General features: G+C 74.1%; 29 protein-coding genes. 21 read left to right on the top strand and 8 right to left on the bottom strand.

Annotation, left to right across the window (positions count from 1 at the left end):
- The first annotated feature begins 76 nt into the window (after positions 1 to 76).
- Positions 77 to 1,084, top strand: a complete 1,008-nt coding sequence (locus KUM42_RS02420; RefSeq protein ID WP_237494732.1) for a DNA topoisomerase IB — start codon at positions 77 to 79, stop codon at positions 1,082 to 1,084.
- Between the two features lie 110 nt (positions 1,085 to 1,194).
- Here KUM42_RS02420 and KUM42_RS02415 read toward each other — a convergent pair whose 3' ends face one another.
- Positions 1,195 to 1,593: an STAS domain-containing protein gene (locus tag KUM42_RS02415; protein WP_014740101.1), complete on the bottom strand. Its 399-nt coding sequence runs from the start codon at positions 1,591 to 1,593 to the stop codon at positions 1,195 to 1,197.
- Positions 1,594 to 1,837: 244 nt separating this feature from the next.
- Positions 1,838 to 2,389 (bottom strand): hypothetical protein, encoded by a 552-nt coding sequence (locus KUM42_RS02410; RefSeq protein ID WP_237494731.1) that lies wholly within the window; start codon positions 2,387 to 2,389, stop codon positions 1,838 to 1,840.
- A 178-nt stretch (positions 2,390 to 2,567) separates the two neighbouring features.
- Between KUM42_RS02410 and KUM42_RS02405 the strand changes: the two genes are divergently transcribed.
- From KUM42_RS02405 to KUM42_RS02370, 8 genes are all read left to right on the top strand, one after another.
- Positions 2,568 to 3,128, top strand: coding sequence for a DUF1360 domain-containing protein (locus tag KUM42_RS02405; RefSeq protein ID WP_237494730.1), 561 nt, complete (start codon positions 2,568 to 2,570; stop codon positions 3,126 to 3,128).
- A 183-nt stretch (positions 3,129 to 3,311) separates the two neighbouring features.
- Entirely contained in the window at positions 3,312 to 4,313 is a 1,002-nt protein-coding gene (locus tag KUM42_RS02400) for a Ku protein (RefSeq protein ID WP_237494729.1), read from the top strand.
- Between the two features lie 4 nt (positions 4,314 to 4,317).
- The gene (gene ligD, locus KUM42_RS02395; protein WP_237494728.1) at positions 4,318 to 5,781 is read left to right on the top strand and encodes a non-homologous end-joining DNA ligase; all 1,464 of its coding nucleotides are present in this window, start codon (positions 4,318 to 4,320) and stop codon (positions 5,779 to 5,781) included.
- Positions 5,778 to 6,698, top strand: a complete 921-nt coding sequence (ligD, locus tag KUM42_RS02390) for a non-homologous end-joining DNA ligase (RefSeq protein ID WP_237494727.1) — start codon at positions 5,778 to 5,780, stop codon at positions 6,696 to 6,698. The genes ligD (KUM42_RS02395) and ligD (KUM42_RS02390) overlap by 4 nt, the downstream gene beginning before the upstream one ends.
- A gap of 109 nt (positions 6,699 to 6,807) precedes the next feature.
- The gene (gene purU, locus KUM42_RS02385; RefSeq protein WP_237494726.1) at positions 6,808 to 7,683 is read left to right on the top strand and encodes a formyltetrahydrofolate deformylase; all 876 of its coding nucleotides are present in this window, start codon (positions 6,808 to 6,810) and stop codon (positions 7,681 to 7,683) included.
- Between the two features lie 181 nt (positions 7,684 to 7,864).
- Positions 7,865 to 8,338, top strand: a complete 474-nt coding sequence (locus KUM42_RS02380; protein WP_237494725.1) for a Fur family transcriptional regulator — start codon at positions 7,865 to 7,867, stop codon at positions 8,336 to 8,338.
- On the top strand, positions 8,335 to 9,999 hold the full coding sequence (locus KUM42_RS02375) for a catalase (RefSeq protein WP_237494724.1): 1,665 nt from the start codon (positions 8,335 to 8,337) through the stop codon (positions 9,997 to 9,999). Before KUM42_RS02380 ends, KUM42_RS02375 begins: the two co-directional genes overlap by 4 nt.
- 94 nt (positions 10,000 to 10,093) lie before the next feature.
- Positions 10,094 to 10,450, top strand: coding sequence for a nuclear transport factor 2 family protein (locus tag KUM42_RS02370; RefSeq protein ID WP_237494723.1), 357 nt, complete (start codon positions 10,094 to 10,096; stop codon positions 10,448 to 10,450).
- A gap of 30 nt (positions 10,451 to 10,480) precedes the next feature.
- Here the strand turns inward: KUM42_RS02370 and KUM42_RS02365 are convergent, their stop codons facing one another.
- Together KUM42_RS02365 and KUM42_RS02360 are read right to left on the bottom strand one after the other, a co-directional pair.
- Positions 10,481 to 11,431, bottom strand: coding sequence for a proteasome assembly chaperone family protein (locus KUM42_RS02365; protein WP_237494722.1), 951 nt, complete (start codon positions 11,429 to 11,431; stop codon positions 10,481 to 10,483).
- A 46-nt stretch (positions 11,432 to 11,477) separates the two neighbouring features.
- A complete protein-coding gene (locus KUM42_RS02360) occupies positions 11,478 to 12,860 on the bottom strand; it encodes an AI-2E family transporter (RefSeq protein WP_237494721.1) in 1,383 nt (460 codons plus the stop codon).
- Positions 12,861 to 12,958: 98 nt separating this feature from the next.
- Between KUM42_RS02360 and KUM42_RS02355 the strand changes: the two genes are divergently transcribed.
- The 4 genes from KUM42_RS02355 (at position 12,959) to KUM42_RS02340 (ending at position 15,363) form a co-directional block, all read left to right on the top strand.
- Positions 12,959 to 13,423, top strand: a complete 465-nt coding sequence (locus tag KUM42_RS02355) for a PPOX class F420-dependent oxidoreductase (protein WP_237494720.1) — start codon at positions 12,959 to 12,961, stop codon at positions 13,421 to 13,423.
- Between the two features lie 59 nt (positions 13,424 to 13,482).
- Positions 13,483 to 14,067, top strand: a complete 585-nt coding sequence (locus KUM42_RS02350) for a helix-turn-helix transcriptional regulator (RefSeq protein WP_237494719.1) — start codon at positions 13,483 to 13,485, stop codon at positions 14,065 to 14,067.
- Between the two features lie 7 nt (positions 14,068 to 14,074).
- Entirely contained in the window at positions 14,075 to 14,596 is a 522-nt protein-coding gene (locus KUM42_RS02345; RefSeq protein ID WP_237494718.1) for a hypothetical protein, read from the top strand.
- A gap of 68 nt (positions 14,597 to 14,664) precedes the next feature.
- A complete protein-coding gene (locus KUM42_RS02340) occupies positions 14,665 to 15,363 on the top strand; it encodes a GNAT family N-acetyltransferase (RefSeq protein WP_237494717.1) in 699 nt (232 codons plus the stop codon).
- Here the strand turns inward: KUM42_RS02340 and KUM42_RS02335 are convergent.
- On the bottom strand, positions 15,353 to 16,897 hold the full coding sequence (locus KUM42_RS02335; RefSeq protein WP_237494716.1) for a UDP-N-acetylglucosamine 1-carboxyvinyltransferase: 1,545 nt from the start codon (positions 16,895 to 16,897) through the stop codon (positions 15,353 to 15,355). The genes KUM42_RS02340 and KUM42_RS02335 overlap by 11 nt on opposite strands.
- Positions 16,898 to 16,970: 73 nt before the next feature.
- On the opposite strand from KUM42_RS02335, the gene KUM42_RS02330 reads away from it, so the two are divergent.
- The 4 genes from KUM42_RS02330 (at position 16,971) to KUM42_RS02315 (ending at position 19,088) form a co-directional block, all read left to right on the top strand.
- Positions 16,971 to 17,186 (top strand): hypothetical protein, encoded by a 216-nt coding sequence (locus tag KUM42_RS02330; protein WP_237494715.1) that lies wholly within the window; start codon positions 16,971 to 16,973, stop codon positions 17,184 to 17,186.
- A 77-nt stretch (positions 17,187 to 17,263) separates the two neighbouring features.
- Positions 17,264 to 17,812 (top strand): hypothetical protein, encoded by a 549-nt coding sequence (locus KUM42_RS02325; RefSeq protein ID WP_237494714.1) that lies wholly within the window; start codon positions 17,264 to 17,266, stop codon positions 17,810 to 17,812.
- 50 nt (positions 17,813 to 17,862) lie between these two features.
- Positions 17,863 to 18,615, top strand: coding sequence for a dienelactone hydrolase family protein (locus KUM42_RS02320; RefSeq protein WP_237494713.1), 753 nt, complete (start codon positions 17,863 to 17,865; stop codon positions 18,613 to 18,615).
- Between the two features lie 53 nt (positions 18,616 to 18,668).
- Positions 18,669 to 19,088 carry an ankyrin repeat domain-containing protein gene (locus tag KUM42_RS02315; RefSeq protein ID WP_237494712.1) on the top strand — a complete coding sequence of 140 codons (420 nt, stop codon included), beginning with the start codon at positions 18,669 to 18,671 and terminating at the stop codon, positions 19,086 to 19,088.
- A gap of 6 nt (positions 19,089 to 19,094) precedes the next feature.
- Here KUM42_RS02315 and KUM42_RS02310 read toward each other — a convergent pair whose 3' ends face one another.
- On the bottom strand, positions 19,095 to 20,564 hold the full coding sequence (locus KUM42_RS02310) for an MFS transporter (protein WP_237494711.1): 1,470 nt from the start codon (positions 20,562 to 20,564) through the stop codon (positions 19,095 to 19,097).
- Positions 20,565 to 20,626: 62 nt separating this feature from the next.
- On the opposite strand from KUM42_RS02310, the gene KUM42_RS02305 reads away from it, so the two are divergent.
- Complete coding sequence (locus tag KUM42_RS02305; RefSeq protein WP_304610735.1) at positions 20,627 to 21,667, top strand: M4 family metallopeptidase; 1,041 nt, start codon at positions 20,627 to 20,629, stop codon at positions 21,665 to 21,667.
- Positions 21,664 to 21,957: a protealysin inhibitor emfourin gene (locus KUM42_RS02300; protein ID WP_237494710.1), complete on the top strand. Its 294-nt coding sequence runs from the start codon at positions 21,664 to 21,666 to the stop codon at positions 21,955 to 21,957. Before KUM42_RS02305 ends, KUM42_RS02300 begins: the two co-directional genes overlap by 4 nt.
- Positions 21,958 to 21,959: 2 nt before the next feature.
- On the opposite strand, the gene KUM42_RS02295 is transcribed toward KUM42_RS02300, so the two are convergent.
- Positions 21,960 to 22,586: a TetR/AcrR family transcriptional regulator gene (locus tag KUM42_RS02295; protein WP_237494709.1), complete on the bottom strand. Its 627-nt coding sequence runs from the start codon at positions 22,584 to 22,586 to the stop codon at positions 21,960 to 21,962.
- Between the two features lie 64 nt (positions 22,587 to 22,650).
- Between KUM42_RS02295 and KUM42_RS02290 the strand changes: the two genes are divergently transcribed.
- A complete protein-coding gene (locus KUM42_RS02290) occupies positions 22,651 to 23,958 on the top strand; it encodes an alpha-amylase family glycosyl hydrolase (protein WP_237494708.1) in 1,308 nt (435 codons plus the stop codon).
- A 56-nt stretch (positions 23,959 to 24,014) separates the two neighbouring features.
- On the top strand, positions 24,015 to 25,352 hold the full coding sequence (locus KUM42_RS02285; protein ID WP_237494707.1) for a nitrate/nitrite transporter: 1,338 nt from the start codon (positions 24,015 to 24,017) through the stop codon (positions 25,350 to 25,352).
- On the opposite strand, the gene KUM42_RS02280 is transcribed toward KUM42_RS02285, so the two are convergent.
- On the bottom strand, positions 25,328 to 26,284 hold the full coding sequence (locus KUM42_RS02280; protein WP_237494706.1) for an alpha/beta fold hydrolase: 957 nt from the start codon (positions 26,282 to 26,284) through the stop codon (positions 25,328 to 25,330). The two genes, KUM42_RS02285 and KUM42_RS02280, sit on opposite strands and share 25 nt — an antisense overlap.
- Positions 26,285 to 26,367 lie beyond the last annotated feature (83 nt).

The raw sequence follows: 26,367 nt of genomic DNA, 5'->3' as shown, positions 1-26,367 counted from the left end.
GGTCGGTGGTGGCCCGAACGGGCGACTCGCGACCCCTCCGTGTTTGAGGCGACCCGGTCGTGCCCACCTGACCGGGGTGAGACTCCGCCGCAGTGACGTGCACGCCAAGGGCTGGACCAGGCGGCGCGCCGGGCGCAGCTTCGCCTACTACGACTCCGACGGCGTCCTGATCCGTGACGAGCGGCTGGACCGGCTCCGGTCGCTGGCCATCCCGCCGGCCTGGAAGGACGTCTGGATCTGCCCCTGGCCCAACGGCCACATCCAGGCCGTCGGCACCGACGCCGCGGGCCGGCGGCAGTACCGCTACCACGACGAGTGGCGGGTCAAGCGGGACGCCGCCAAGCACGAGCGGGTGCTGGAGATCTCCCGCGAGCTGCCCGACGTCCGGGACGCGGTGGTCGCCGCGCTGCGCACCCGCGGGCTCAACCGGGACCGCGTGCTGGCCTGCGCGGTGCGGCTGTTGGACCTGGGCGCCTTCCGGATCGGCAGCGAGCAGTACGCCGAGGACAACCACACCTACGGGCTGGCCACGCTGCGCCGCGAGCACGTCTCGGTCCGCGGCGAGCGGGTCTTCTTCCACTACCGGGCCAAGCACGGCATCGAGCGTGAGGTCGAGCTGCTGGACCGGCCCACCGCCACCGTCGTCCGGGCGCTGCTGGAGCGCCCCGCCGACCAGGGCGAGGAGCTGCTGGGCTACCCGCTCGAGGACGGCAGCTGGCACGACATCACCAGCGACGAGATCAACGCCTACCTCAAGGAGATCAGCGGCGCGGAGATCACCGCCAAGGACTTCCGCACCTGGAGCGCCACCGTGCTGATGGCGGCCACGCTGGCCGAGCAGCCGAAGCCGGCGGGCAAGACCGCCCGCAACAAGGTGGTCAAGCAGGCCTACGTGCGGGTCAGCGAGCAGCTGGGCAACACCCCGACGGTGGCGAAGAACAGCTACGTGGACCCGCGGGTGGTCGACCGGTGGGAGCACGGGGAGTCCGTCGCGGACGCGCTGGCCGAGGCCGCGCAGGCCCCCGACGACCGCACCGCCCAGCGCACGATCGAGGCCGCCGTCTGCGCGATGCTCACCCCCTGAGGGAGGACCCCGTCGCCCACGACGGGCCGAGACGACGACGGCGCCCCACCGAGGTGGGGCGCCGTCGTCGTGTCTGGGGCCGATGGCCCCGGGGGTGCTGTGCCGGTCGGTCAGGCCTTCTCGGCGATCGTGAACAGGTCGATCAGGCCGGTGACCTCCAGCGGGCGGGTCACGGCGCGGGTGTTGGCCACCAGCCGCAGACCGACGTCGCGGGAGCGCGCCGACTTCTGGGTCTCCACGAGCACGGCCAGACCGGCCGAGCCGAGGAACTGGACGCCGCACAGGTCGATCACCAGCGCGGTGGGCTGCTGCTCGAGCTGGGTGTCCAGGGACGCCCGGAGTACGGGGGCGGTGAACGTGTCGACCTCGCCGACGACGGTCACGGTGACCGTGCCGTCGTCGTCGGTGGACGTCGACAGCGTGATCACGTCGTCGAAGGGCGCTTCGTTCGAGTCAGCCGGGGCCGACACGTCGCGCGAGCCCTCGGCGGGTGAGTCGGATGAGGTCACGGACTGCAGCTCCTCTCAGCGGCGATGCCCCACGGGCATGCCTTCGCCGGGTCAATGTACTGCTGGACTGGTTCCGGGCGGGGCGTGGCCTCGGGGCATCGAGGTTCCGGGCACGACCTGCCCGGGGGCCGGGCAGGCAGCGGCTGGCTGCTCAACCGTGGCGCCCAACCTAGTCGGGCCATGATCGCCGCACCACTCCAGGACCCGGGCGGGGGTCGCCCGGGTCCTGGACACACAGGTGGGGTCAGGTGTTCTCGATGACGTGGACGGCGCTCTCCTCGGGACCCTCGCCGCCGGAGCGGGCGTCGGCGAAGGCCTCGACGTCGTCACCGGTGCGGTTGGTGCCGGAGTCGCTGAGGGCGTCGGTGTCCTCGTCCTCGTCGAGCTGGGCGAAGGCCCGGTCGGGGTCCTCGGCCGGGCGGACGTCGGCGGCGTCGTCGGGCACCTCGCGCTCGAGTCGGGCCGACAGCGACTCGCCCTCGGCCTGCTCGCGGGCGGTCGTCCCGAAGTCGACGGTGGCGTTGGCCCGCTCGCCGGGGACCGGCTCGAACTGCGGGTCCTCGGCGCGGGCGGCGGTCTGCAGGTCGTCGTCGGCGATGTCGGGGACGCCGTCGTCCTCGTAGGAGATGTCCCGGGCGGTCTGGCCCTCGGGGCCCACGTAGCCGGTGACGCCGTCCCGGGCGCCGGTCTCGCCGCGCTCGTCGTCGGGGAAGTCGGCGTCGTTCAGGGCCCCGTCACGTGCGGCCTGGTCGATCGCGGCCTGGTCGACCGGGGTCTCGTCGTTCGATGCGGTCATGGCGGTGCCTCCGTTCTGCGCGCCCGGGGGCGGGCGCGCTCGTCCGTCCAGGAGGACGGGGGAGCCGGTCGGGTGACCGGCGTCGTGAGCGACCCCTACCCGGGCGCCCTGCCGCCATGCGTCCCACGTCTCGGGCCGACGGCGGCATGGCCGGCGGCACGCCGGGTACCGGCCGGGCATGGCGATCACGGACGAGGTCCAGCGGCTGACGTCACCGGTGCGGCGGTGGGCGAAGGTGCAGAAGCACGAGTACTCCCCGGACGAGGACCGCCCGCTCGGCGGCCTGCTCGGCGCGATGGGCACCTACCTCACCCTCACGGCCGCCGGCGCTGCCGCGGTGCGGGCCTCCGGCCGCGAGCTGCCCACCCGCATCCCGCTGGGCGACGCCGTCCTGCTGACCGCGGCGACCTTCCGGATCGCCCGCACGATCGCCAAGGACCCGGTCACCAGCCCGCTGCGCGCGCCGTTCACCAGCTTCCAGGGGCAGTCCGGCGAGGCGGAGATCGCCGAGGGCATCCGTGAGCACGGGGGCGTCAAGCACGCGATCGGCGAGCTCGTCACCTGCCCGTTCTGCCTGGCCCAGTGGGTGGCGACGGCGCTGGTGTTCGGCTACGCGACGGTGCCGAAGGCGACCCGGCTGGCGGCGCTGACGATGACGATGGTCGCGGTGGCCGACGTCGGGCAGTTCGCTTACGACTCGCTGCAGCAGCAGGCGATGTCCGGCGGGGACGACGACTGACCCACCGGTGACGCTGCGTGCCCACCGCCGGCGCTGTCGGCGCTGGGCACGCAGGGCGGGCCGGTCACCCCTCCGGGTGGTCCACTGCGCAGCGTGACCGTTCCAGCATGCCGGACGGGCCCCGCCGCACCTATCCTGTGATCTTGTCGGGTGCCGTGGGGCCCTGAGGACGGGAGGCCGGGCATGCGGTCGATCTGGCGTGGTGCGGTCTCCTTCGGCCTGGTCTCCATCGCGGTGAAGCTGTACTCGGCCACCGAGGACCACGACATCCGCTTCCACCAGGTGCACAAGACCGACGGCGGGCGGGTCAAGTACCAGCGCGTCTGCTCCGTCGACGGCGAGACGGTCGAGTTCAACGACATCGCCAAGGGCTACGAGCTGCCCGACGGTCAGCTGGTCGTGCTGACCGACGAGGACTTCGACGAGCTGCCGCTGGTGACCACCCGGGAGATCGAGGTCCTGCAGTTCGTCGACCAGGCGCAGATCGACCCGATCCACTTCGAGAAGACCTACTACCTCGAGCCCGACGGTGTCGCGACGCGGCCCTACGTGCTGCTACGCACCGCGCTGGAGAACGCCGGCCAGGTGGCGATCACCAAGATCGCGATCCGGCAGCGCGAGTCGCTGGCCGCGCTGCGCGTGCTCGACGGGGTGCTGGTGCTGCACACCATGCGCTGGCCCGACGAGATCCGCCGTCCCGGCTTCGCCTTCCTCGACGACGAGGTCACCGTCCGCCCGCAGGAGCTGGCGATGGCCGAGTCGCTGATCTCCACCATGGCCGGCGACTTCGACCCCACCGCCTTCACCGACGACTACCGCGCGGCCATGCAGGCGCTGCTGGAGGCCAAGCAGACCGGCGGTGAGGTGCAGGCCGCCCCCGAGACCGCCGACACCGGCGGCGGCGCCGTGGTCGACCTGATGAGCGCGCTGCGCCGCAGCGTCGAGCGCGCCGGCGGCACGGCCCCGAAGGCCGCAGCCGACGAGGCAGCGGACGACTCGGACGACGACGCGACGGCGAAGCCGGCGAAGCGCGCGCCCGCGAAGAAGGCAGCCGCGAAGAAGGCAGCACCGGCCAAGGCACCGGCGAAGCGCGCTCCGGCGAAGAAGGCCGCCGCGGCGACCGGACCGGCCGAGGAGCCCGCGAAGCCGGCCAAGCGCGCGCCCCGGGCCCGCAAGACGGCCTGACCCGGTGGCCGCCGACCCACTGGCCACCTACCGCGCCCGGCGCGACCCGGCCCGCACCGCCGAGCCGGTCCCGCCGGCCGGGCAGCCGCTGCCGCAGGGCGAGGACGACACGTTCGTCGTCCACGAGCACCACACGCCGCGCGGGCGCACCGGTGAGCGCGTGCACTGGGACCTGCGGCTGGAGCGCGGCGGGGTGCTGCGGAGCTGGGCGGTGCCCAAGGGCCCGCCGCTGGAGCCCGGGCTCAACCGGCTCGCCGTCCCGACCGAGGACCACCCGCTGGAGTACGCCTCCTTCTCCGGCACCATCGCCGCCGGCGAGTACGGCGGCGGGGTGTCGACCATCTGGGACGCCGGCCGCTACGCGACCGAGAAGTGGACCGACGCCCACGTCACCGTCGCCTTCGACGGCTCCCGGCTGACCGGGCGCTACCGGCTGTTCCGGCTGCCCGACGGCACCTGGAACCTGCGCCGGCTCGACCCCGACCCGGTGACCGAGGCGCCGGTGGCCGGGGTGGCCGAGGACCTCGCCCCCATGCTCGCCGCGATCGGTGAGCTGCCGGGCGCCGACGACCCGCGTTGGGGCTACGAGTTCAAGTGGGACGGCGTCCGGGCGCTGGCGCACGTGCGGTCAGGCCGCGTCCGGCTGCGGGCGCGCAGCGGCAACGACGTCACAGCCACCTACCCCGAGCTGCACGCCCTCCCGGCGGCGCTGGCCGGGCGGGACGCCGTCCTCGACGGCGAGGTGGTGGCGCTGGACGACCGCGGGCGCCCGGACTTCGGGCTGCTGCAGGGCCGGATGCACCGCACCGGGCCCGAGGTGGCCCGGATGGCCGCCGCAGCACCGGTCAGCTACCTCGTGTTCGACCTGCTCGCCCTGGACGGCGAGAGCCTGCTCGGGCTCACCTACACGCAGCGGCGGGAACGGCTCGACGCCCTGGGCCTGGCGAGCGACCGCTGGACCACCACCCCGTGGTTCGTCGGCAACGGCGACCAGGTGCAGGCGGCCAGCGTCGAGAACGGGCTGGAGGGCGTGGTCGCCAAGCGGCTGGACTCGACCTACCGGCCGGGCGGGCGCGGACCGGACTGGCGGAAGGTGAAGAACCTGCGCACCCAGTCGGTCGTCGTCGGCGGCTGGCGACCGGGCGCCGGACGGCGCGCGGGCGGCATCGGCTCGCTGCTGCTGGGCGTGCACGACGACGACGGCCGGCTGGTGTTCGCCGGGCACGTGGGCACCGGGTTCACCGCGCGGGCGCTGGCCGACCTGGCGCCGCTGCTCACCGCGCGGGCGGCGTCCCCGTTCGCCGACGCGCTGCCGCGCGAGGTCACCCGGGACGCGCACTGGGTGGAGCCGACCCTGGTCGGGGAGGTGGCGTTCGGGGAGTGGACCCGCGAGGGCCGGCTGCGGCACCCCTCCTGGCGCGGCCTGCGCGACGACCTCGACCCGGACGACGTCGTGGCGGAGCCTTGAGCCGCCAGCGGGTGCACATCGAGGGCCGCGAGCTTAAGGTGTCCAACCTGGACAAGGTGCTGTTCCCCGAGGTCGGGTTCACCAAGGCGCAGGTCATCGACTACTACGTGCGGATCGCGCCGGTGCTGCTGCCGCACGTGGCGCACCGGCCGGTGACGTTCACCCGGTGGCCGAACGGGGTCGACGGGCAGGCGTTCTTCGAGAAGAACAACGCCCGGCACTCCCCGCCGTGGGTGCGCACCGTGACCGTGCCCTCGCCCGGCTCCACCAAGGGCCGCGAGACGCTGGACATGGTGCTGCTGACCGCCGTCCCGGACCTGGTCTGGTCGGCGAACCTGGCGGCGCTGGAGGTGCACGTGCCGCAGTGGCAGGTCGGCGCGCGCGGGCAGTCGAAGCTGCCGGACCTGCTGGTGCTCGACCTCGACCCGGGTCCGGGCACCGGCGTCACCGAGTGCGCGCAGCTGGCGCACCGGCTGCGCGAGCGGCTGGTCGACGACGGCCTGGACCCGGTGGTCAAGACCTCCGGCTCGAAGGGGCTGCAGGTCTACGCGCCGATCCGGGTGCGCGACGCCGACCACCCCAGCCGGTACGCGAGGGCGCTGGCCCAGGAGCTGTCGGCGGAGACCCCCGAGCACGTGGTCTGGCGGATGGAGAAGGCGCTGCGCCCGGGCAAGGTGCTGCTGGACTGGAGCCAGAACAACACCGCGAAGACGACGGTCGCGCCGTACTCGCTGCGCGCCCGGCCGCTGGCCACGGTGTCGACCCCGCTGGCCTGGGCCGAGGTCGACGCGCTGCGCGCCGGGGCCGACCCGGGGTCCTTCCGCTTCCGCACCGAGGACGTGCTGGCCCGCGTCGAGGTCCACGGCGACCTGTTCGACGTGGGGGCCCGCCGGCGGGCGTCGCTGCCCGCGCGCTGACATCTGCGATCTCGTGGCCTCCCGGCGCCGGAGGCCACGAGATCGCAGATGTCACCGGGCGGACGGGGCCGTGGGAGCCCCGACAGCCCGTTCTGCCACGATCTCGCGCATGTCAGCGCCCTCCGATGCCCGCCTCGCCGACGTCGGACGGCTGGTCGTCCGCTGCCCCGACCGGCCGGGGATCGTCGCCGTCCTGTCCCGGCTGATGGCCGACGCCGGAGCCAACATCACCGAGTCCCAGCAGCACTCCTCCGACCCGGTCGGCGGCACGTTCACCCTGCGGCTGGAGTTCGTGCTCACCGACCTGGCCACCCGGCGGGTGCAGCTGGAGGCGGCGCTGGCCGGGCTGGCGGGGGAGTGGCAGTTCACCTGGCGGCTCACCGAGGCCGCCCGCAAGCCGCGCGTGGCGGTGTTCGTGTCGAAGGCCGACCACGTGCTGCAGGAGCTGCTCTACCGGGTCGGCTCCGGTGACCTGCGCGCCGAGGTCGCCGCCGTGGTCTCCAACCACCCCGACCTGGAGCCGGTCGCCCGCGCCGCCGGGGTGCCCTTCCACCACGTGCCGGTCACCCCCGACACCAAGGACGCCGCCGAGGCCCGGGCGCTGGAGCTGGTCGGTGACGTCGACCTGGTCGTGCTGGCCCGCTACATGCAGATCGTGTCGGCCGACTTCTGCAGCCGGTTCCCCGAGCGGCTGATCAACATCCACCACAGCTTCCTGCCGGCGTTCGTCGGCGCGAACCCGTACCGGGCCGCGCACGACCGCGGTGTGAAGCTGATCGGGGCGACCGCGCACTACGTGACCGCCGAGCTCGACGCCGGCCCGATCATCGAGCAGGAGGTCGCCCGCGTCGACCACCGCGCCACGGTCGAGGACATGCGCCGCATCGGCCGCTACGTCGAGCGCCAGGTGCTCGCCCAGGCCGTCACCTGGCACGTGGAGGACCGCGTCATCGTCGAGGGCGACCGCACCATCGTCTTCGCCTAGCCGTTCCCCCGGCGCTCGCCGAGTGGGCAGTTGCGGTCGTCGACACGTGACGGCGCGCCGGGCGGGACGACGCCAACTGCCCACTCCCTGCCTCGGCCGGCGTCCGGTGGTGGTCGCCCGTCGGGCGGCGTTCACCCGTCGTTGATTTGACTCAGTCAAGACAACGGGGTTGGGTGGGCGCGTGGAGACGGCCTGGGACGACCAGCTGCGGACGGCGGGGTTGCGCGTGACGCGCCCCCGGCTGTCGGTGCTGGGCGTGCTCGCCGAGCACCCGCACGTCGACGCCGACACCATCGCCACCGCGGCCCGCGCCGTGCACCCCTCGATCTCGCCGCAGGCGGTCTACGGGGTGCTCAAGGCGCTGGTCGGGGCCGGCATGGCCCGGCGCATCGAACCGGCCGGCGGTCCTGCGCTCTACGAGCTGCGGGTCGGTGACAACCACCACCACCTGGTCTGCCGGGGGTGCGGGGTCGTCGCCGACGTCGACTGCGTCGTGGGCGAGGCCCCGTGCCTGGCCCCGTCGGACACGGCGGGCTTCGCCGTCGACGAGGCCGAGGTCGTCTTCTGGGGACTCTGTGCCGACTGCCAGGTCGAACGCAGCCGGCACGGGCACGGAACAGGTACAGCAACGATCCGAGAGGGAGTGGGCACATGACCGACGTCGCATCGCAGGGCCCCGCAGCCAGTGAGGCCGACCGGCCTGTCCTGACCAACCGTCAGGGCCACCCGGTCTACGACAACCAGAACTCGCGGACGGTGGGCTCCCGCGGCCCGGCGACCCTGGAGAACTACCAGTTCCTGGAGAAGATCAGCCACTTCGACCGCGAGCGCATCCCCGAGCGCGTCGTCCACGCCCGTGGCTTCGTCGCCTACGGCGAGTTCGAGGCGACCGGCCAGTGGGGCGACGAGCCCATCGAGCGCTACACCCGCGCCAAGCTATTCAACACCCCGGGCAAGAAGACGCCGCTGGCGATCCGCTTCTCCACCGTCATCGGCGGCCGGGACTCCTCCGAGGCGGCGCGCGACCCGCGCGGCTTCGCGGTGAAGTTCTACACCGAGGACGGCAACTGGGACATCGTCGGCAACAACCTCGCGGTCTTCTTCATCCGCGACGCCATCAAGTTCCCCGACGTCATCCACTCCCTGAAGCCGGACCCGATCAGCTTCCGCCAGGAGCCGGCCCGCATCTTCGACTTCATGTCGCAGACGCCGGAGTCGATGCACATGCTGGTCAACCTGTTCTCCCCGCGTGGCATCCCCGCCGACTACCGGCACATGCAGGGCTTCGGCGTGAACACCTACAAGTGGGTCAACGCCCAGGGTGAGACCAAGCTGGTCAAGTACCACTGGCAGCCCAAGCAGGGCGTCAAGAGCCTGACCGACGCCGACGCCGCGGTCATCCAGGGCGGCGACCTGGGCCACGCCTCCAAGGACCTCTTCGAGGCCATCGAGCGCGGCGACTTCCCGCAGTGGGACCTCTACGTCCAGCTGATGGACGACCACGACCACCCCGAGCTGGACTTCGACCCCCTCGACGACACCAAGGTGTGGCCGGAGAACGAGTTCGAGCCCAAGCTGGTCGGCACGATGACGCTGAACCGCAACGTCGACGACCACCACAACGAGAACGAGCAGAGCGCGTTCGGCACCGGCGTCCTCGTCGACGGGATGGACTTCTCCGACGACAAGATGCTGGTCGGCCGCACGTTCTCCTACTCCGACGCGCAGCGCTACCGGGTGGGCCCGAACTACCTGCAGCTGCCGGTCAACTCGGCCAAGAACGCGGTCGTGCAGACCAACCAGCGCGGCGGCCAGATGTCCTTCGGCGTCGACCTCGGCCCGGGCCAGAACCCGCACGTCAACTACGAGCCCTCCATCACCGGTGGGCTGCGTGAGGACACCTACCCCACGCACGACGAGCAGGGCCCGGAGATCACCGGCCGGCTGACCCGCAAGCGGATCGAGCGCACCAACGACTACACCCAGGCCGGTCAGCGCTACCAGCTGATGGAGCAGTGGGAGAAGGACGACCTGGTCGCCAACCTCGTCACGCTCATCGGTCAGGCCATCCCCGAGGTGCAGCAGCGGATGGTGTGGCACTTCCTGATGTGCGACGACGAGCTCGGTGCCCGCGTCGGTGAGGGCCTCGGCATCACCGCCGACGACGTCCGTGGCCTCAAGCCGCTGCAGACCCAGACGCTGTCCGACGACGAGCTGGCGCGTGCGGCGAACCTGGGCAAGAACGGCCCGCGGGACGTCACCGGCCTGACGATGACGCACACCGTGCCGAACGAGCGCCTCGCGCTCGCGAAGTGACCTGACGGGGCCCAGGCCCCGGCGCCACCTGCGGGCCACGACCGGATCCCGGTCGTGGCCCGCAGTGCCGTCCGGGGTGGCTACCGTGCTCGTCATGGACGTCGTCACCGGGCTCTACACGGCACTCGGCACCCGGGACGCCGACGCCCTGGTCGCACACCTGGCCGACGACGTCGACTGGCCCGAGCCGGTGCACGGCGGGCGGCTGCAGGGCCGGGACGCGGTACGGGAGCACTGGCTGGCCCAGTGGGCGGTCCTGGACATGACGATGCGCCCGCGGCGGGTCCGCGACCTGCCCGACGGCCGGGTCGAGGTGCTCGTCGAGCAGGTCGTGCGGGACGCCGACGGCGACCTGCTGGGCGGTGCCACCGTGCTGCACACCTACGCGCTGCGTGGCGGCCTGGTGACCCGGATGGACGTCGGCGACCCGCTGGACGGCCTCACCCGCTGAGCGGGCGCACCGGCGGGCCGGGCGTGCCGGTCAGTCCGTGGGCTTGTCGTCCTGCTCGGCGAGGAACTGCTCGATCTGCGCACCGAGCTCCTCGCCGCTGGGCATCTGGCCGCCGAAGCCCAGCAGGCCGGTGTCCTCGCGCGAGGCGGTGAAGTCGTCGAACTGCTGCTCCAGCTGCGCCACCACGGCGGTGTTCTCACTCGACCGGGCGATCTGCTCGTCGACCTCGGTGCGGTTGGCCTCCGCAGCCTCGCGCAGCGTCTCGGTGGGCACGTGCAGCCCGGTGAGCTTCTCCAGGTGCTCGAGCAGGGTGAGCGAGGCAGCCGGGTAGGTGGCCTGCGCCAGGTAGTGCGGCACGTGGGCGCCCACACCCAGCGCGTCCACGCCGGCCTCACCGAGCCGCAGCTCCAGCAGGGCGCCGACACTGCCCGGCACCCGCATCTCGCCCCAGTAGACCGGGTAGGCCTCGATCAGCTGACGGCGTGTGGCGTGCGCGGTGACCGTCACCGGCCGGGTGTGCGGCACCGGCATCGGGAAGGCGTGCAGCGCGACCACCGAGGTCACCCCGAGCCGGTCGACCAGACCCATGACGGCGGCGACGAACCGCTCCCAGGCGTAGTCCGGCTCGGCGCCGTGCAGCAGCAGGAACGGCGTCCCGGCGTCGTCCTCGAGGGCGTAGAGCGCGATCTCGGGGGAGACGATCGACTCGTAGCGGTCGCCGGAGAAGACGATCCGCGGCCGGTGGCCGCGGTAGTCCACCAGCGCGTCGACGTCGAAGCGCGCGATCACCTCGTTGGGGAGGGCGTCGAGCAGGTGCGCACCGGCGAGCGCACCGGCGTGGGCGGCGTCGAACTCGCCGGCCAGGTCGTGGACGAGCACCAGCCCGCGGCGCTCCTCGGGTGAGCTGACCGACGCCTCACGGATGAGGAACGGCTCGGCCGGGGGGAGGACCTCGACGAGGTCCTCCGGTCGCTGCGGCACGGGGTCTCCTCCTGGTTCGACTGCCTCCGGGGTGGCCGGGGCGCTCTCAGCGGTGAAGGCGCAGGTGGCGCGCGGCATTCCCGATGAGCCCGACCCGGCGGCCCTCGGCGGTGGTGCCGGCGTCCTCGGCGCCGTCGGAGTCGGGGTTGACCATCGGCTCGCTGTCGACCTTCTCCGCCTGCCGGCGCACCAGCTGGGCACCGGAGGAGTCCCCGGCCAGCTGCTGGCTGGTGCCGTCGGCGGCGACCTCGGGGGTGAGCCCGTCGAGGATGTCGCGGCCGTAGCGGTAGAACACGGCGATCAGCGCGGCCACCGGCACCGACAGGAACGCACCGATGATGCCGAACAGGCTGCCCCCGGCGGTGACCGCGAGGATGACCACGGCGGCGTGCAGGTTCAGCCCACGGCCCTGGATGATCGGCTGGAGCACGTTGCCCTCGAGCTGCTGCACCGCCACGACGACGCCCAGGATGATCAGCGCCTTGGTGAAGCCGACGGTCACCAGGGCGATCAGCACCGCGAAGGCGCCGGCGGTGAACGCACCGATGATCGGCACGAACGCGCCGAAGAAGGTCAGCACGGCCAGCGGCAGCACCAGCGGGACGCCGACGATCCACAGCCCCAGGCCGATGAAGAACGCGTCGACGAACCCGACCAGCGCCTGCTGGCGGATGAACTCCGACAGCGTCGACCAGACCTTCACCGACAGCGCCGCCACGTGGGGTGCCGCCCGCGGGCCGGTCTGCGCGGCCAGCCACGGCACCCACTTGGGGCCGTCCTTGAGGAAGAAGAAGGACAGCAGCAGCGCCAGCACCAGGTTGAGCAGGATGTTGCCGACGGTCGCCGCGGTGCTCGCGGCGTAGCCCGCGATCTGGGTGGCGTTGCTCTGCACCCGGTCGATCAGCGTCTGGACGGCGTTGCCCAGCTGGTCGTCGTCGAGGTTGAAGGGGGGCCCGGCCGCCCAGTTCTGCACCTCCTGCAGACCGCCGCTGAACTGGTTCGCGACCTCCTCCACCTGGTCGACCACCTGCGGGATGATCACCGCGAAGGTGCCGCCGATGGCGCCGAGGAACACCAGCAGCACGGTGGCCGCGGCCAGGGCCGGAGGCCAGCCGTGGTTGCGCAGGAACCGGGTCGCCGGCCACATCACCGTGGTGAAGAGCAGGCCGAGGGTGACCGGCAGCAGCACCACCCACAGCATGCCGAAGACGTAGCCGAGGATGACCACGGCGACGGTGATGAGGATCAGCTGCGCCGAGGCGATGGCGACGCTGCGGGTCGCCGCCTGCATCTTGCGGGTGCGGTCGGGACCCGGTGCGGGAGCACGGGTGCTGGCGCTGTCGGGACCCTCGTCGGCGCTGGTGCTCGTCGCTCCGCTGCCCGGGGCTGGAGTGGGTTCGGTGGGCTCGGCGGAGCGGTCGTCGGGCATGGGGTGATCCCAGCACATCCCGGGCCGGCGCACGTCCTGAACGGCCGGGGTCACACCGCGTCCGGCGGACCGTCGTACCCGCGTCGTAGGTTGCCCTCATGCCGAAGACCGCCACCGCCGACCGCGTCGAGCGCGACGAGCTGCTCGCCTTCCTCCGCCCCCGGCACAAGGCCCTGCTGATGACCCGCCGCGGTGACGGCGGCCCGCAGTTGTCCCCGGTGACCTGCGGCGTCGACGAGGCGGGGCGGGTCGTCGTCTCCACCTACCCGCAGCGGGCCAAGGTGGTCAACGCCCGGCGCGACCCGCGGGTGTCGCTGTGCGTGCTCTCCGACGACTTCGACGGCCCCTGGGTGCAGGTCGACGGCACCGCCGAGGTCCTCGACCTGCCCGAGTCCGTCGAGCCGCTGGTCGACTACTTCCGCGCGATCAGCGGCGAGCACCCCGACTGGGACGAGTACCGGGCGGCGATGGTGCGCCAGGGCAAGTCGCTGCTGCGGGTGACGATCGAGCGCTGGGGGCCGGTGGCCACCGGCGGCTTCCCGCCCGCCCTCACCGGCGCCTGACCGCGACCCGCCAAGGCCAGGTCCTTGCTTTCAGCCGTGCAAGCTGCTGGACTTGCGGGGTGCCGTTCGTGCTGACCGTCGACCAGAAGGGCAGTCGCCGTGCCCCCGACCGGGTGCCCGGTGCGCTGAGCGTGCTGTCCGGGGTGCCCACCGTGCTGCGCTTCGAGCGCACGGCGGGTGACGAGTTCCAGGGGGTGCTGGACGACCCCGCGGCGGTGGTCGACGTGGTGCGCCGGCTGGTCCGCGACGGCGACTGGAGCATCGGCGTCGGCGCCGGGCCGGTGCAGACCCCGCTGCCCAGCAGCACCCGCGCCGGCGCCGGTCCGGCCTTCCTCGCTGCCCGGGCCGCGGTGGAGGCGGCCAAGCGGCGCCCGGTGCGCATCGCCGTCCGGGGTGTGGTCGGCGAGCCGGCCGGCGACGCCCAGGCGGTGCTGACCGCGCTCGCCGCGCTGGTCGAGCGGCGCAGCGTCCAGGCGTGGGAGGCCATCGAGCGGGTCGAGGCCGGCCGCACCCAGGTCGAGGCCGCGGCCGAGCTCGGGGTCACCCGGCAGGCGGTGGGGCAGCGGCTGGCCGCCGGGGGCTGGGAGATCGAGCGCGACCTGCGCCCGGTCGCCGTCCGGCTGCTCGCCCGGGCGGCGGGGTGAGCGCCCGGTGAGCATCGCCGCGCTCGTGCTGCTCGGGGTGGTCATCGTCGCCGGGGCGCTGCTGACCCCGCGCAGCGACCGCCGCCGCAGCCCGCTGGGAGCGGTGTTCCTGGTGCTCGTGCTCGGGGTGGCCGCCGCGCTCGCCTGGCGCACCGGTCGGCTCAGCGACGAGGTCGAGACCGCCGGGGTCCTGCTGTCGGTCGGCGCGGCGGCCCTCGGGGGCGGGCCGGTCACCACGGCCGTGCTCCGCGCGGCCGACCCCGACCGCGGGCCGGACCGCCGGCGCGCCTCGGACCCCGAGGTGCTGCGCGGCGGCACCTGGATCGGGGTGCTCGAGCGCACGGCCGTCGCCGCGGTCGTGCTGGCCCAGTACAAGGAGGGCCTGCCCGTGCTGGTCGCGGTCAAGGGGCTGGGCCGGTTCAACGAGCTCAAGGCCCCGGTCGCCGCCGAGCGCTTCATCATCGGCACCCTCGCCAGCGGTCTGTGGGCGCTGGCCTGCGTCGGGGTGAGCGTCCTGCTGCACGGCTGACCCGCCGTTCCTCGGTGGTGCCACGGATGCGGGCCGCCGGCGGGGAGCCGTTGACTGCGGTGGTGACCGTGACCGAGTCCTCCGACCCGCGCGTGACCCCGTCCTCCGACATCTGGCCGGTGCAGGAGCTCGTGCTGCGCACACCCCGCCTCGAGGTCCGGGCGCCGACGCCCGACGAGCTCTTCGCGCTCGTCAGGGTGGCCGGCAACGGGCCGCTGGAGACCACCATCCCCTTCCTCGCCGTCGCGACGGACAGCCCGGTCGAGCGGGCCCGCCGGACCCTGCAGACGTTCTGGTCGTCGTTCGGGTCGCTGCACGCCGACTCGTGGCAACTGCACCTGGTGGCGCTGCAGCGCGGCCAGGTGGTCGGGATGGTCAACCTCCGGGCTCAGGACCTCGCCGGGACCCGCGAGGTGGCTACCGGGTCGTGGGTGGTCCCCGGCCACCGGGACGCCGGCGTGGGCACCGAGATGCGGGCGGCGGTGCTGCACCTGGCGTTCGGCGGGCTCGGGGCGCGGTGGGCCACCTCCGAGGCGTCGCTGGACAACGGCCGCTCGCTGCGGGTCTCCGATAAGCTGGGGTACCGGGCCGACGGGCTGCGCGTGCGCGCCGGCGCCACCGGCCCGGAGGTCCTGCAGCGGCTGCGGCTCACCGCGCAGGACTGGTCGGCGGTGGCGCCCCGGTACCCCGTCGAGGTGACCGGCCTCGAGGCGTGCCGGTCGCTGCTGGGTGCCCCGACGGGACCGGGGTCACCGCTCAGTCGGTGAAGACCTCGATCTGGGCGCCCATCTCCACGAGGCGCTCGTAGAGCTGCTCGTAGCCGCGGGCGATGATGTCGACGTTGCGCAGCACCGAGTCGCCCTTGGCGGCCAGCATCGCCAGCAGGATGACCACCGCGGGCCGCAGCGCCGGCGGGCAGACGATCTCCGCACCCGACCAGCGGGTGGGGCCGTTGACCAGCACGCGGTGCGGGTCGAGCAGCCGGACGTCGGCACCCAGGCGGGTCAGGTCGGACAGGTGGATCGCCCGGTTGTCGTAGACCCAGTCGTGGATCACGGTCTCGCCGGTCGCGGTGGCGGCGATGACGGCGAAGAACGGCAGGTTGTCGATGTTGAGGCCCGGGAACGGCATCGGGTGGATCTTGTCGATCGGCGCCCGCAGCTGCGAGGGGTGCAGCGTGATGTCGACCAGCCGGGTGCGGCCGTTGTCGGCGGCGTACTCCGCAGACAGGTCGTAGCGCAGGCCCATCTCGGTCAGCGTCGCCAGCTCGATCTCCAGGAACTCGATCGGCGCCCGGCGCACGGTCAACTCCGACCCGGTCACGATGCCGGCGGTCAGCAGGCTCATCGCCTCGACCGGGTCCTCGGAGATCGTGTAGTCGACGTCGGCGTCGAGCACCGGTGCGCCGGTGACCACCAGCGTCGTCGTCCCGAAGCCGGAGATGCCGACGCCGAGCTTCTCCAGGTACAGGCACAGGTCCTGGACCATGTAGTTGGAGCTGGCGTTGCGGATCGTCGTGGTCCCGTCGTGCCGGGCGGCGGCCAGCAGGGCGTTCTCGGTGACGGTGTCGCCGCGCTCGGTCAGCACGATGGCGCGGTCGCGGGCCTCCGGGCGGGTGACCGTGGCGTGGTACTCACCGGCGTGCGCCTCGATCTGCAGGCCGAAGTGCCGCAGCGCGATCATGTGCGGCTCGATGGTGCGGGTGCCGAGGTCGCAGCCGCCGGCGTAGGGCAGCTCGAACTCCTCGGCGCGGTGCAGCAGCGGGCCCAGGAACATGATGATGCTGCGGGTGCGGCGCGCGGCGTCGGCGTCGATCGCGGCCAGGTCCAGCTCCGCGGGGACGACGAGGGTGAGGTCGCGGCCGGCGGCGTCCCAGGTGGCCTGGACGCCGATCGAGGTGAGGACGGCGAGGATGCGGTCGACCTCGACGATGCGGGAGACGTTGCGCAGCGTCGTCCGGCCGCGGTTGAGCAGCGAGGCGCACAGCAGGGCGACCGCGGCGTTCTTGGAGCTCTTCACCGTGACGCTGCCCGACAGCGGGGTGCCGCCGCTGACTCGCAGGTGGGTCGGGCCGGAGCGGCCGACGGTGATGAGCTCGCTGTCCAGCGCCGCCGACAGCCGGCCGAGCAGCTCCAGGGTCAGGTTCTGGTTGCCCTGCTCGATGCGGGCGATGGCGCTCTGGCTGGTGCCCAGTCGCTCGGCGAGCTGTAACTGGGTGAGCCCGTGGTGGCGCCGGGCATCGCGCACCAGGGTGCCGATCTGGCGCAGGGACTGACCGGTCGCTTCCTCGGTGATCGTCATCGGGACAGAGGATATCTCACAGATGAGATGTTGCACGGGGTGGCCGTGGCCGTCCGGTCTGTCACCATGCGGCATGGGCGTCGTCTGGGGAGTCGTCGGGCTGGTGGTCCTCGCCGTGCTGGTCGCGGCCTGGCGGATGGACGCGGCCGCGCGCCGTCGGTCCACCCGGGTGGCCCACCACTCCGACGTCTGGTCCCAGGTGCGGGAGAGCCGCCGGGACGCCGAGGTCGTGAACCCGCTGGCGACCGACTACTCGTGGACCAGCTGGAGCCGCCGCAACCGGCGCTGATGATCTCCCGGTTCCGTGGGCGGTGTGCGCGGGGGATGATGACCCGGCCGATCCGGCACCACCTGCGAGGAGTCCCTGTGTCCCAGTCCCCGGCCCCGACCGGTGCGGTCGCCCACCCCGAGCTGCTCGCCGTCTACCTCAACGACCACATCGCCTCGGCGGCCGGTGGCATCGAGCTGGTCACCCGGATGATCGGGGCCAACCGGGGGAGCGTGCACGAGGCGGGTCTGCGGCAGCTGCTGGACGAGCTGCGCCAGGAGAAGACGGACCTGACCGCGATCGCGGGGGCGCTCGAGCTGCCGGTGCGCCAGTACAAGCAGGTCGCGGTCTGGATCGCGGAGAAGGCCAGCCGGCTCAAGCTCAACGGCCACGTGCTGACCCGGTCGCCGCTGTCCGGGCTGGTCGAGTTCGAGTTCCTCGCCTCGGCGGTGCGCGGCAAGCGCAGCGGCTTCGAGACGCTGCGGATCGCCGCGACGGTGGACCGCCGGATCGACCCGGTGCTCGTCGAGTCGCTCATCGACCAGGCCCACCGGCAGTACCTGTGGCTCACCGACGCCCGCCGCGAGGTCGCTGCCGGCGTCTTCGGCGGCGACCCGGCCGTGGTCGCGGAGACCACCGAGGCCTGAGCCCGGGGGCCCGTCGCGCGGCCGGTGCGGTGCGCAGGTAGACACGGGGCATGTGCCACGACCACGACAGCCGCCCGCCCGCGCCGCCCCGCTCCGGGGACGTCGCCGAGCGCGGCACCCTCGAGCTGACCGCCGCCGACGGCAACCAGCTCTCCGCCGCCTACGCCGCACCGGCCGGCCCCGCCACCGCCGGGGTCGTCATCCTCCCCGACATCCGCGGCCTGCACCCCTACTACGTCGCGCTGGCCGAGCGGTTCGCCGAGGCCGGCCTGCCCGCGGTCGCCGTCGACTACTTCGGCCGCACCGCCGGGCTGGCCGAGACCGGCACCCGCGCGGACGACTTCGACTGGCAGCCGCACATCCCGCAGACCACCCCCGAGGGCATCGACGCCGACACCACCGCCGGCATCGAGTACCTGCGCAGCCGCACCCGCCCCGACCTGCCGGTGGTCACGGTCGGCTTCTGCTTCGGCGGCAGCCACGCCTGGCGTCAGTCCGCCGCCGACGTGGACCTGGCCGGCAGTGCCGGCTTCTACGGCCAGCCCAGCCGGGTCGGGGAGGCCGCGCACGCGGCGCGGAAGCCGGTCGTGATGCTCATCGCCGGTGGCGACTCGGTCACCCCGCTCGCCGACCAGCTGGAGCTCGCGGCCACCATGCGCGCCGCTGGCGCCGACGTCGACGACGTGGTCTACGACGGTGCCCCGCACTCGTTCTTCGACCGCGCGTTCGGCGAGTGGGCCGGTGCCTGTGACGACGCCTGGCAGCACGTGCTGGCCCTCACCGACCGGGTCGCCGTCCGCTGAGGCGTGCGAGGCGGGCCCGGTGCACGACCGGGCCCGCCTCCTAAGCTCGACGCGTGAGCGAACCGATCGAGCAGCGGCAGGAGCCCATCGAGCAGGGCGTCCTGGACCTCGCCGTCCGGGTGTTCGGGCTGGCCCGCGCCGGCGAGGCCGAGGAGCTCGCCGCCTACGTCGACGCCGGGGTGCCCGCGAACCTCACGAACGAGAAGGGCGACACCCTGCTCCTGCTGGCCGCCTACCACGGCCACCCGGAGACGGTCGCCGCGCTGCTGGCGCGCGGTGCGGAGCACGGCCGGTACAACGACCGCGGCCAGACACCGCTGGCGGCCGCGGTGTTCAAGCAGTCCGCCGAGACCGTCCGCGTCCTGCTGGCCGCCGGCGCCGACCCGGACGCCGGGCAGCCCAGCGCCCGCGCGACGGCCGCCTTCTTCGACCTCCCGGCGATGACCGCCCTGCTGGAGGGCCGCCCGGCCTGACCGGGCTCAGCGCGCCGTCGGGTCGTGCGGGGCGGCGGCGACGTCGGCCGCCTCGGCGGCGGAGGGCTCCCGCACCGGCTCCGGCCGCAGGGCGCGGCGGCTCGGCAGCAGGCTGGTGAGCAGGCCGACCGCGACGCAGGTGCCCACGCCGACCCACGCGATGGTCGAGTAGCCGCTGCTGGGCGGGAAGGCGGCGCCCGCGGGCGTGGCGGCCTCGAGCACGGTGGCCGACAGCGCGCTGCCGACGGAGAACCCGACGTAGCGCATCACCTGGTTGAGGCTCATCGCGCTGCCCGTCTCCGACCTCGGGACGGCACCCACGATCAGCCCGGGCAGCGCGGCGAACATGATGCCCACGCCCAGGCCCACGACGGTCATCGCCAGGAACAGCTGCCAGAGCTCGTCGCGCAGCAGGCCGAACAGCAGCTGCCCGACCCCGAGCACCACGGCGGCCAGGGGCAGCACCACGCGGGGCCCGTGCGAGCGGTCCAGCCGCGACGCGATCCGGCTGGCGGAGAAGCTGGCGAGGGAGAACGGCAGCAGGATCAGCCCGGCCACCACGATCGAGGTGCCGAAGCCGCCCGCGGCGACCGGCTCCTGGGCCAGCCGCGGCACCGACGACAGCAGCAGGTAGTTCGCCAGGCCGACCAGCAGCGCCGTGCCGTGCGCGGTGGCGGCGTCGCGGCTGCGGGCCAGCCGCAGGTCGACCAGCGGGGCCGCGGCGCGCAGCTGCCAGACCACCCACGAGGCCAGCGCGACCACCGTCAGGGCGGCCAGCCCCAGCACCTGCGGTGACGTCCAGCCCCAGTCCTCCGCCTCGCCGAGGGCCAGCAGCCCGGCGGCGAGCCCGGTGCCGAGCAGCAGCGCACCGAGCACGTCGAGCCGGCGCGGCGGGACGTCGGGGGAGGCCGGGTAGACCACCGCCGCGGCGGCCAGCGCGACCGCGCTGGCCGCGGCGCCGAACCAGAACGCGGCGTGCACGCCACCGGCCTCGGCGATAGCCCCGGTGAGCGGGTAGCCCAGGCCCACCCCGGCGGCGACGGTGACCGACAGGGCGGCGACAGTCGACCGGGACCGCTCCCCGCTCAGCGCGGTGCGGGCGGTCGCGATCGCCAGCGGGGTGAGGCCCAGCCCCAGGCCCTGCAGCGCGCGACCGCCGATCAGCCAGCCCAGCCCGAGCGGCAGCGCGGCCAGCACGCTGCCGGCCAGCACCACCGCCAGGACGACGAGCACCACGGTGCGCCGGTGCCGGCCGTCGCCGAGCCGGCCGATCACCGGGGTGGCCACCGCGCCCACGAGCAGGGTGACGGTCAGCGACCACTGCGCGCTCGGCACCGAGACGTGGTTGGCCTCGGCGATCGCCGGCACCAGCGGCGCGCCCAGGCTGCTGATGACCGCCACCAGCATCGCCAGGTAGACCAGCACCGGCACCAGCAGCGGGCGGGTGGGGGAGCGCTGGGCGTCGACCGTTGTCACGTGCACCAACCCTAGGCCGCGTCCGGGGTGCCCCGGGACGTGTGCTGGGCCACGCTGGGTGCGTGACCGACCGCCGAGCGTCCTGCATCGTCCCGCCGCTCCTGCTGCAGCGGCTGCTGGAGAGCCGGGACGCCGGTGTGCGCGCCGCCGCCCTGAGCACCCTGCTGACCACGACCCGGCTGCGCGGTGAGCGGGTGGTGCGCGCCTCGCAGGTGGGCAGCCCGCCACCGGCACAGGCCCGCCGGACGATCTCCGACTGCCAGCACCGCACCGACCTGGCCACCGCGGTGGTGGCCCGCACCGAGGACGGCCCGGTCTCGGCCGACCCCTCGGTGAACGCCGCGTTCGACGGCTTCGGCACCACTCGCGACTACTACCGGCAGGTGCACGACCGGAACTCGATCGACGACCGTGGCATGCGCCTGGACGGCTACGTGCACCGCGGCGTGGCCTACCAGAACGCCTTCTGGGACGGGCAGGAGATGGTGTTCGGCGACGGGGACGGCGAGGTGTTCACCGACTTCACCGGCTCGCTGGACGTGATCGCCCACGAGCTGACCCACGGCGTCACCGAGTACACCAGCGGTCTGGAGTACTCCGGGCAGTCCGGCGCGCTCAACGAGTCGGTGTCCGACGTCTTCGGCTCGGTGGTCAAGCAGTGGTCGCTGGGCCAGACCGCCGCTGACGCCGACTGGCTGATCGGTGCCGACGTCTTCACCCCGGCGATCGGCGCCGACGCGCTGCGGTCGATGCGGGCGCCGGGGCAGGCCTACGACAACGAGCTGCTCGGCAAGGACCCCCAGCCGGGTCACCTGCGCGACTACGTCGACCTGCCCGACACCGAGGAGGGCGACAACGGAGGGGTGCACGTCAACTCCGGCATCCCCAACCACGCCTTCTACCTGGCCGCCACCGGCATGGGGGGCCGGTCGTGGGAGGGCCCGGCGCAGATCTGGTACGCCGCGCTGCTGGCGTCGTCCCGGACGGCGGACTTCGCCGCCTTCGCCGCCACCACGGTCGCCCAGGCCGCCGCGCTGTACGGCGCCGACGCGCGGGAGGCGGTGGCCGCGGCCTGGGCCGGCGTCGGGGTGCAGCCGGGATGAGGGTGTCGCTCGCGACCTCCGGCGGCTTCGCGGCGGCCCTGCAGCTGGGGCGCCCGCCGCTCGTGGTGGACGCCGCCGACCTGCCCGCCGCGGACGCCGATCGGCTGGGGGCCCTCCTCGCCGCCGTCCGGCAGGAGGTCCCGCCCGAGGACGACGGGCGGGCCCGGGACGCGGGGACGAGCACCCTCAGCGTGGACGACGCCGGGACGACGACGGTGCTGCGCCGCTCGGACGCGGCGTCGACCGCGGCCTGGGAGGAGCTGCTCGACTGGGTGCGGCAGCACGCGTGAGCTCAGGACAGGGCGTGCGCCGCGCCCGCCGCGTCCAGCGCCCCGGCCAGCGCCGCCACCGCCATGGCGACGAGGGGCGCGCGCTGGGCCGGCGGGCAGCCGGCACCCACCCAGGACAGGCAGGCGGCGTCGAGGAACCCGAGGTAGCCGTGCAGCGCGTGGTCGGCGACCGGGTCCGCCGCCAGCCCGAGGATGCCGCGCAGCAGCTCGACGTAGCGGTCGCGCGCCCGGGCACGCAGCTCCGCGGCCGCCGGCACGTCGGAGTGCGCGTCCCGCAGCGGCGCCGCCCAGCCGACGGGGGAGTTGCTGATGACCTCGAGGTAGACCTCGATCGAGGTGGCCAGCCGCAGCCGGGGCGCCGCCCGGGGGCCGAGCGCGGTGTCGGCGGCGACCTGGCGGGTGAGCAGCTCGTCGATGCCCTCGGTCACCACGGCCACGTACAACCCGGTCTTGCTGGTGAAGTACCGGTGCACCAGCGCCTCCGACGAGCCCGCGGCCGCGGCGATGCCCGCGACGCTGACCGCGGCGTAGGGCGCCGTGGCGAAGGACTCCCGCGCGGCGTCGAGGATGGCGGTCCGCCGCTGCTCGGGGTCCAGTCGCCGGCGGGGGAGCCGATCGGTCCGGGGCACGGTGGCAACGCTAGTGAGGTACGGTCAGTTGCGCTAGTGAGCCTCGATCACTTGGAGACGTGACATGCCCGACTGGGTGCAGGACGCGGTGTGGTGGCAGGTCTACCCGCTGGGCTTCGTGGGCGCGGAGAAGGAGGCCACCGAGGTCGTCACCTCCCGGCTCGGCCACGTCACCGACTGGCTGGACTACGCCGTCGAGCTCGGCGCCAACGGCCTGGCACTGGGCCCGGTGTTCGCCTCCAGCACGCACGGCTACGACACCGTCGACCACGGCCGCATCGACCCCCGACTCGGCGACGACGAGGACTTCGACGAGATGGTGGAGGAGGCGCACGCCCGCGGCCTGCGGGTGCTGCTCGACGGCGTCTTCAACCACGTCGGCCGTCAGCACCCGGCCTTCACCGCGGTGGTCGAGCGCGGGCCCGAGGCGCCGTCGGCGGCCTGGTTCCGGCTGCGCTGGCCCGCGGACTGGCAGCCCGGCGTGGTGCCGGGGTACGACACCTTCGAGGGCCACGACCAGCTGGTCGCCCTCGACCACTCCGCGCCCGTGGTCGCCGACTGGGTCGCCGAGGTCATGACCCACTGGCTCGACCGCGGTGCCGACGGCTGGCGGCTCGACGCCGCCTACGCCGTCCCGCCCGCCTTCTGGGCGACGGTGCTGCCGCGGGTGCGCGAGGCGCACCCGGAGGCCTACGTCGTCGGGGAGGTCATCCACGGCGACTACGCCCGGATCGTCACCGAGTCGGGCATGGACTCCGTCACCCAGTACGAGCTGTGGAAGGCCGTCTGGAGCTCGCTCAACGACGGCAACCTGCACGAGCTGGCGCACGCCCTGGGCCGGCACGACGGCTTCCTCGACACGTTCGTGCCGATGACCTTCGTCGGCAACCACGACGTCACCCGGATCGCCAGCCGGCTCACCGACCCGCGCCACCTGCCGCACGCCCTCGCCGTGCTGTTCACCGTCGGCGGGACGCCGTCGGTCTACGCCGGGGACGAGCAGGCGTTCACCGGGGTCAAGGAGGACCGGGCCGGTGGGGACGACGCCGTGCGACCGCCGTTCCCGGACAGCCCCGAGGAGCTCGCGCCGTTCGGGGAGCCGACCTTCCGGCTGCACGAGCAGCTGATCGGCCTGCGCCGGCGGCACCGCTGGCTGCACACCGCCCGCACGACGATGCTGCACCGGGACAACCGGCAGCTCAGCTACGAGGTGACCGGCGACGGCGGCCGGCTCGTCGTGGCGCTCAACCTCGCCGACACCCCGGCCACGCTGCCCGCACCGGGCGCGGGCGCGGTGCTGGCCGGCGCGGGTGAGGTGCGCGGCGGCGCCGTCCGGCTGGACGCCCACGGCTGGGCCGTCCTGGACGGGTGAGCAACCGCACAGCCCGTCCGGGAAGCACCGGGCGCGCGGCGGCGTCGTCCTCGTACGTGACTGACACCCGGCCGTCCTCGCGCGCCTATGCGATGTGGGCGGTCGGCCTCCTCGCCTACGTCGTCGCCATCTTCCAGCGCGCCTCCCTCGGCGTGGCCGGGGTCGAGGCGCAGGAGCGGTTCTCCGCCGGGGCGTCGGCGGTCTCGCTGTTCCTGGTCCTGCAGCTCGCGGTCTACGCCGGGCTGCAGGTGCCGGTGGGCATCGCCCTGGACCGGTTCGGCTCGCGGCGGATGATCCTGGCCGGCGCGCTGACGATGTCGGTGGGCCAGCTGGTGCTCGCGCTGGCCACCGACGTGCCCACCGCGGTGGTGGCCCGGGTGCTGGTCGGCGCGGGCGACGCGATGACGTTCATCAGCGTGCTGCGGCTGGTGTCGCTGTGGTTCCCCGGTCGCACGGTCCCGGTGGTCACCCAGCTGACCGGCATCATCGGCCAGCTCGGGCAGATCGCGGCGGCCTACCCGCTGGTGCGGCTGCTGCACTCCGCCGGCTGGCAGCCCACCTTCCTCGGCGCGGCGGCGATGGGCGTGCTGGCCGCGGTCCTCGTGCTGGCCGCGTTGCACGACGCCCCGCCCGGCGCCGTCCCCGCCCCGGCGGCCGGCATGGCCCAGGTGCGCCGCAACCTGGTGGACACCTGGCGCGAGCCGGGCACCCGGATCGGGCTGTTCACCCACCTGGTCACCCAGTTCTCCGGCACCGTCTTCGCGCTGCTGTGGGGCTACCCGTTCCTGACCACCGGCCAGGGGCTGTCCGCCGGCGTCGCCGCCACCCTGCTCAGCCTGCTGGTGGTGGTGGGCATGGGCTTCGCGCCGCTGCTGGGCCGGCTGGTCTCCCGGTGGCCGCTGCGCCGGTCCAACCTGGTGTTCGGCATCCTCGGCCTCACCGCGGCGACCTGGACCGTCGTCCTGGCGTGGCCGGGCCGGGCGCCGCTGTGGCTGCTCGTCCTCCTGGTGGTCGTGCTGGCCACCAACGGGCCGGGCTCGATGATCGGGTTCGACTTCGCCCGCACCGAGAACCCGGTCGAGCGCTCCGGCAGCGCCAGCGGCGTGGTCAACGTCGGTGGGTTCATCGCCTCGCTGCTCACGGTGCTGGCCATCGGCTTCGTGCTCGACCTGATGACGCCGGGCAGCTCCACCGCCTACTCGCTGGACGCCTTCCGGGCCGCCTTCGCCGTGCAGTACGTGTTCTGGGCGATCGGGCTCGTCGGGGTGCTCACCCACCGCCGCCAGCTGCGCGCCCGGCTCGCCCGCGACGGCGTGGTGCTGGCCCCGCTGGCCGTCGCCGCCCGCGCCCGGCTCCGCGGCGGCTCGGCCTACGAGGTCTCGCGGCAGGGCTGACCGCCCACCCCGCGGGCCGGCTCGCGGTCGACCTGCTCGGCGGTCCACGCGGGGTCCTCCAGCGCCAGCAGGTGCCCGGCGCCCGCGCGCACCCGGAACGCCCAGTCCGGCCGGGTGGCGGCCAGCGCCGCGGCCCGGTCGGCACGGGACAGGGGGTCCTCGGCACCCTGCAGCCACAGCACCGGGACGTCGACGGCGGCCAGCGTCCGCCGCCAGGACCCGGCGTGGCCCAGCAGCGCCATGGTGTCGACGATCCCGGCCCACTGCTGCGCCTGGGCACCGGCGGCGTCCGCCCGGCCGGCCCGCCGCCGGGTCTCGGCCACCGAGGCGGCGACCGCCTCGGCCGGCACCCGCTCGGGGTGCAGGGTCGCCTGCCGCAGCTGCTGGTCGACCACCTGCTCGGGGGAGAGCGCGGCCAGCCGGTGCCGCACCGCGGCGGCGACCCCGGGCAGCCGGAGCAGTGCCCGCCGGGCCAGCAGGGCGACGTCCAGCCGGCCCTGCCCGCCGGGCACCGGCGGGGCGAGCAGCACCAGCCGGTCGACGGTGTCCGGGTGCTCGGCGGTGTGCTGGAGGGCGAGCACCCCGCCCATCGAGTGACCGAGCAGCACCACCGGGGCACCGACCACCTCGGTGAGGAAGCGGTACAGCATCCGGCGGTCGGCGGCCAGGCCCCGGCGGGAGACCGGCAGCCCGCTGCCCCCGTGCCCGAAGAGGTCGACGGCGAGCACCCGGTGCGTCCCGGCCAGCCGCGGGCCCAGCAGCCCCCAGTTGAGCGCCGACCCGCCCAGGCCGTGCACCGCGACGAGCACCGGGGCGCCGGCCGGGCCACCGAGGTCGAGCCAGTGCACCGGGCCGTCGAGGTCGGTGACCGTCGAGGTCGCCCCGGGCGGCCAGTCGGCGGGGCGGGCGGTGGTCGTAGCGGGCTGGGTCACGGCTGCTCCTCGGTCGGTGGTGCCGGCACCGTCCCGCGGGGGCGGGTGGGCGCGCACCACCCACCCGGCCGGGCCACCCGGGG

Origin of the sequence: Modestobacter sp. L9-4 (assembly GCF_019112525.1) — a bacterium.
GTDB lineage: Bacteria > Actinomycetota > Actinomycetes > Mycobacteriales > Geodermatophilaceae > Modestobacter.
Note: the sequence above shows the minus strand (reverse complement) of the source record. Positions and strands in the feature narration are given on the sequence as shown.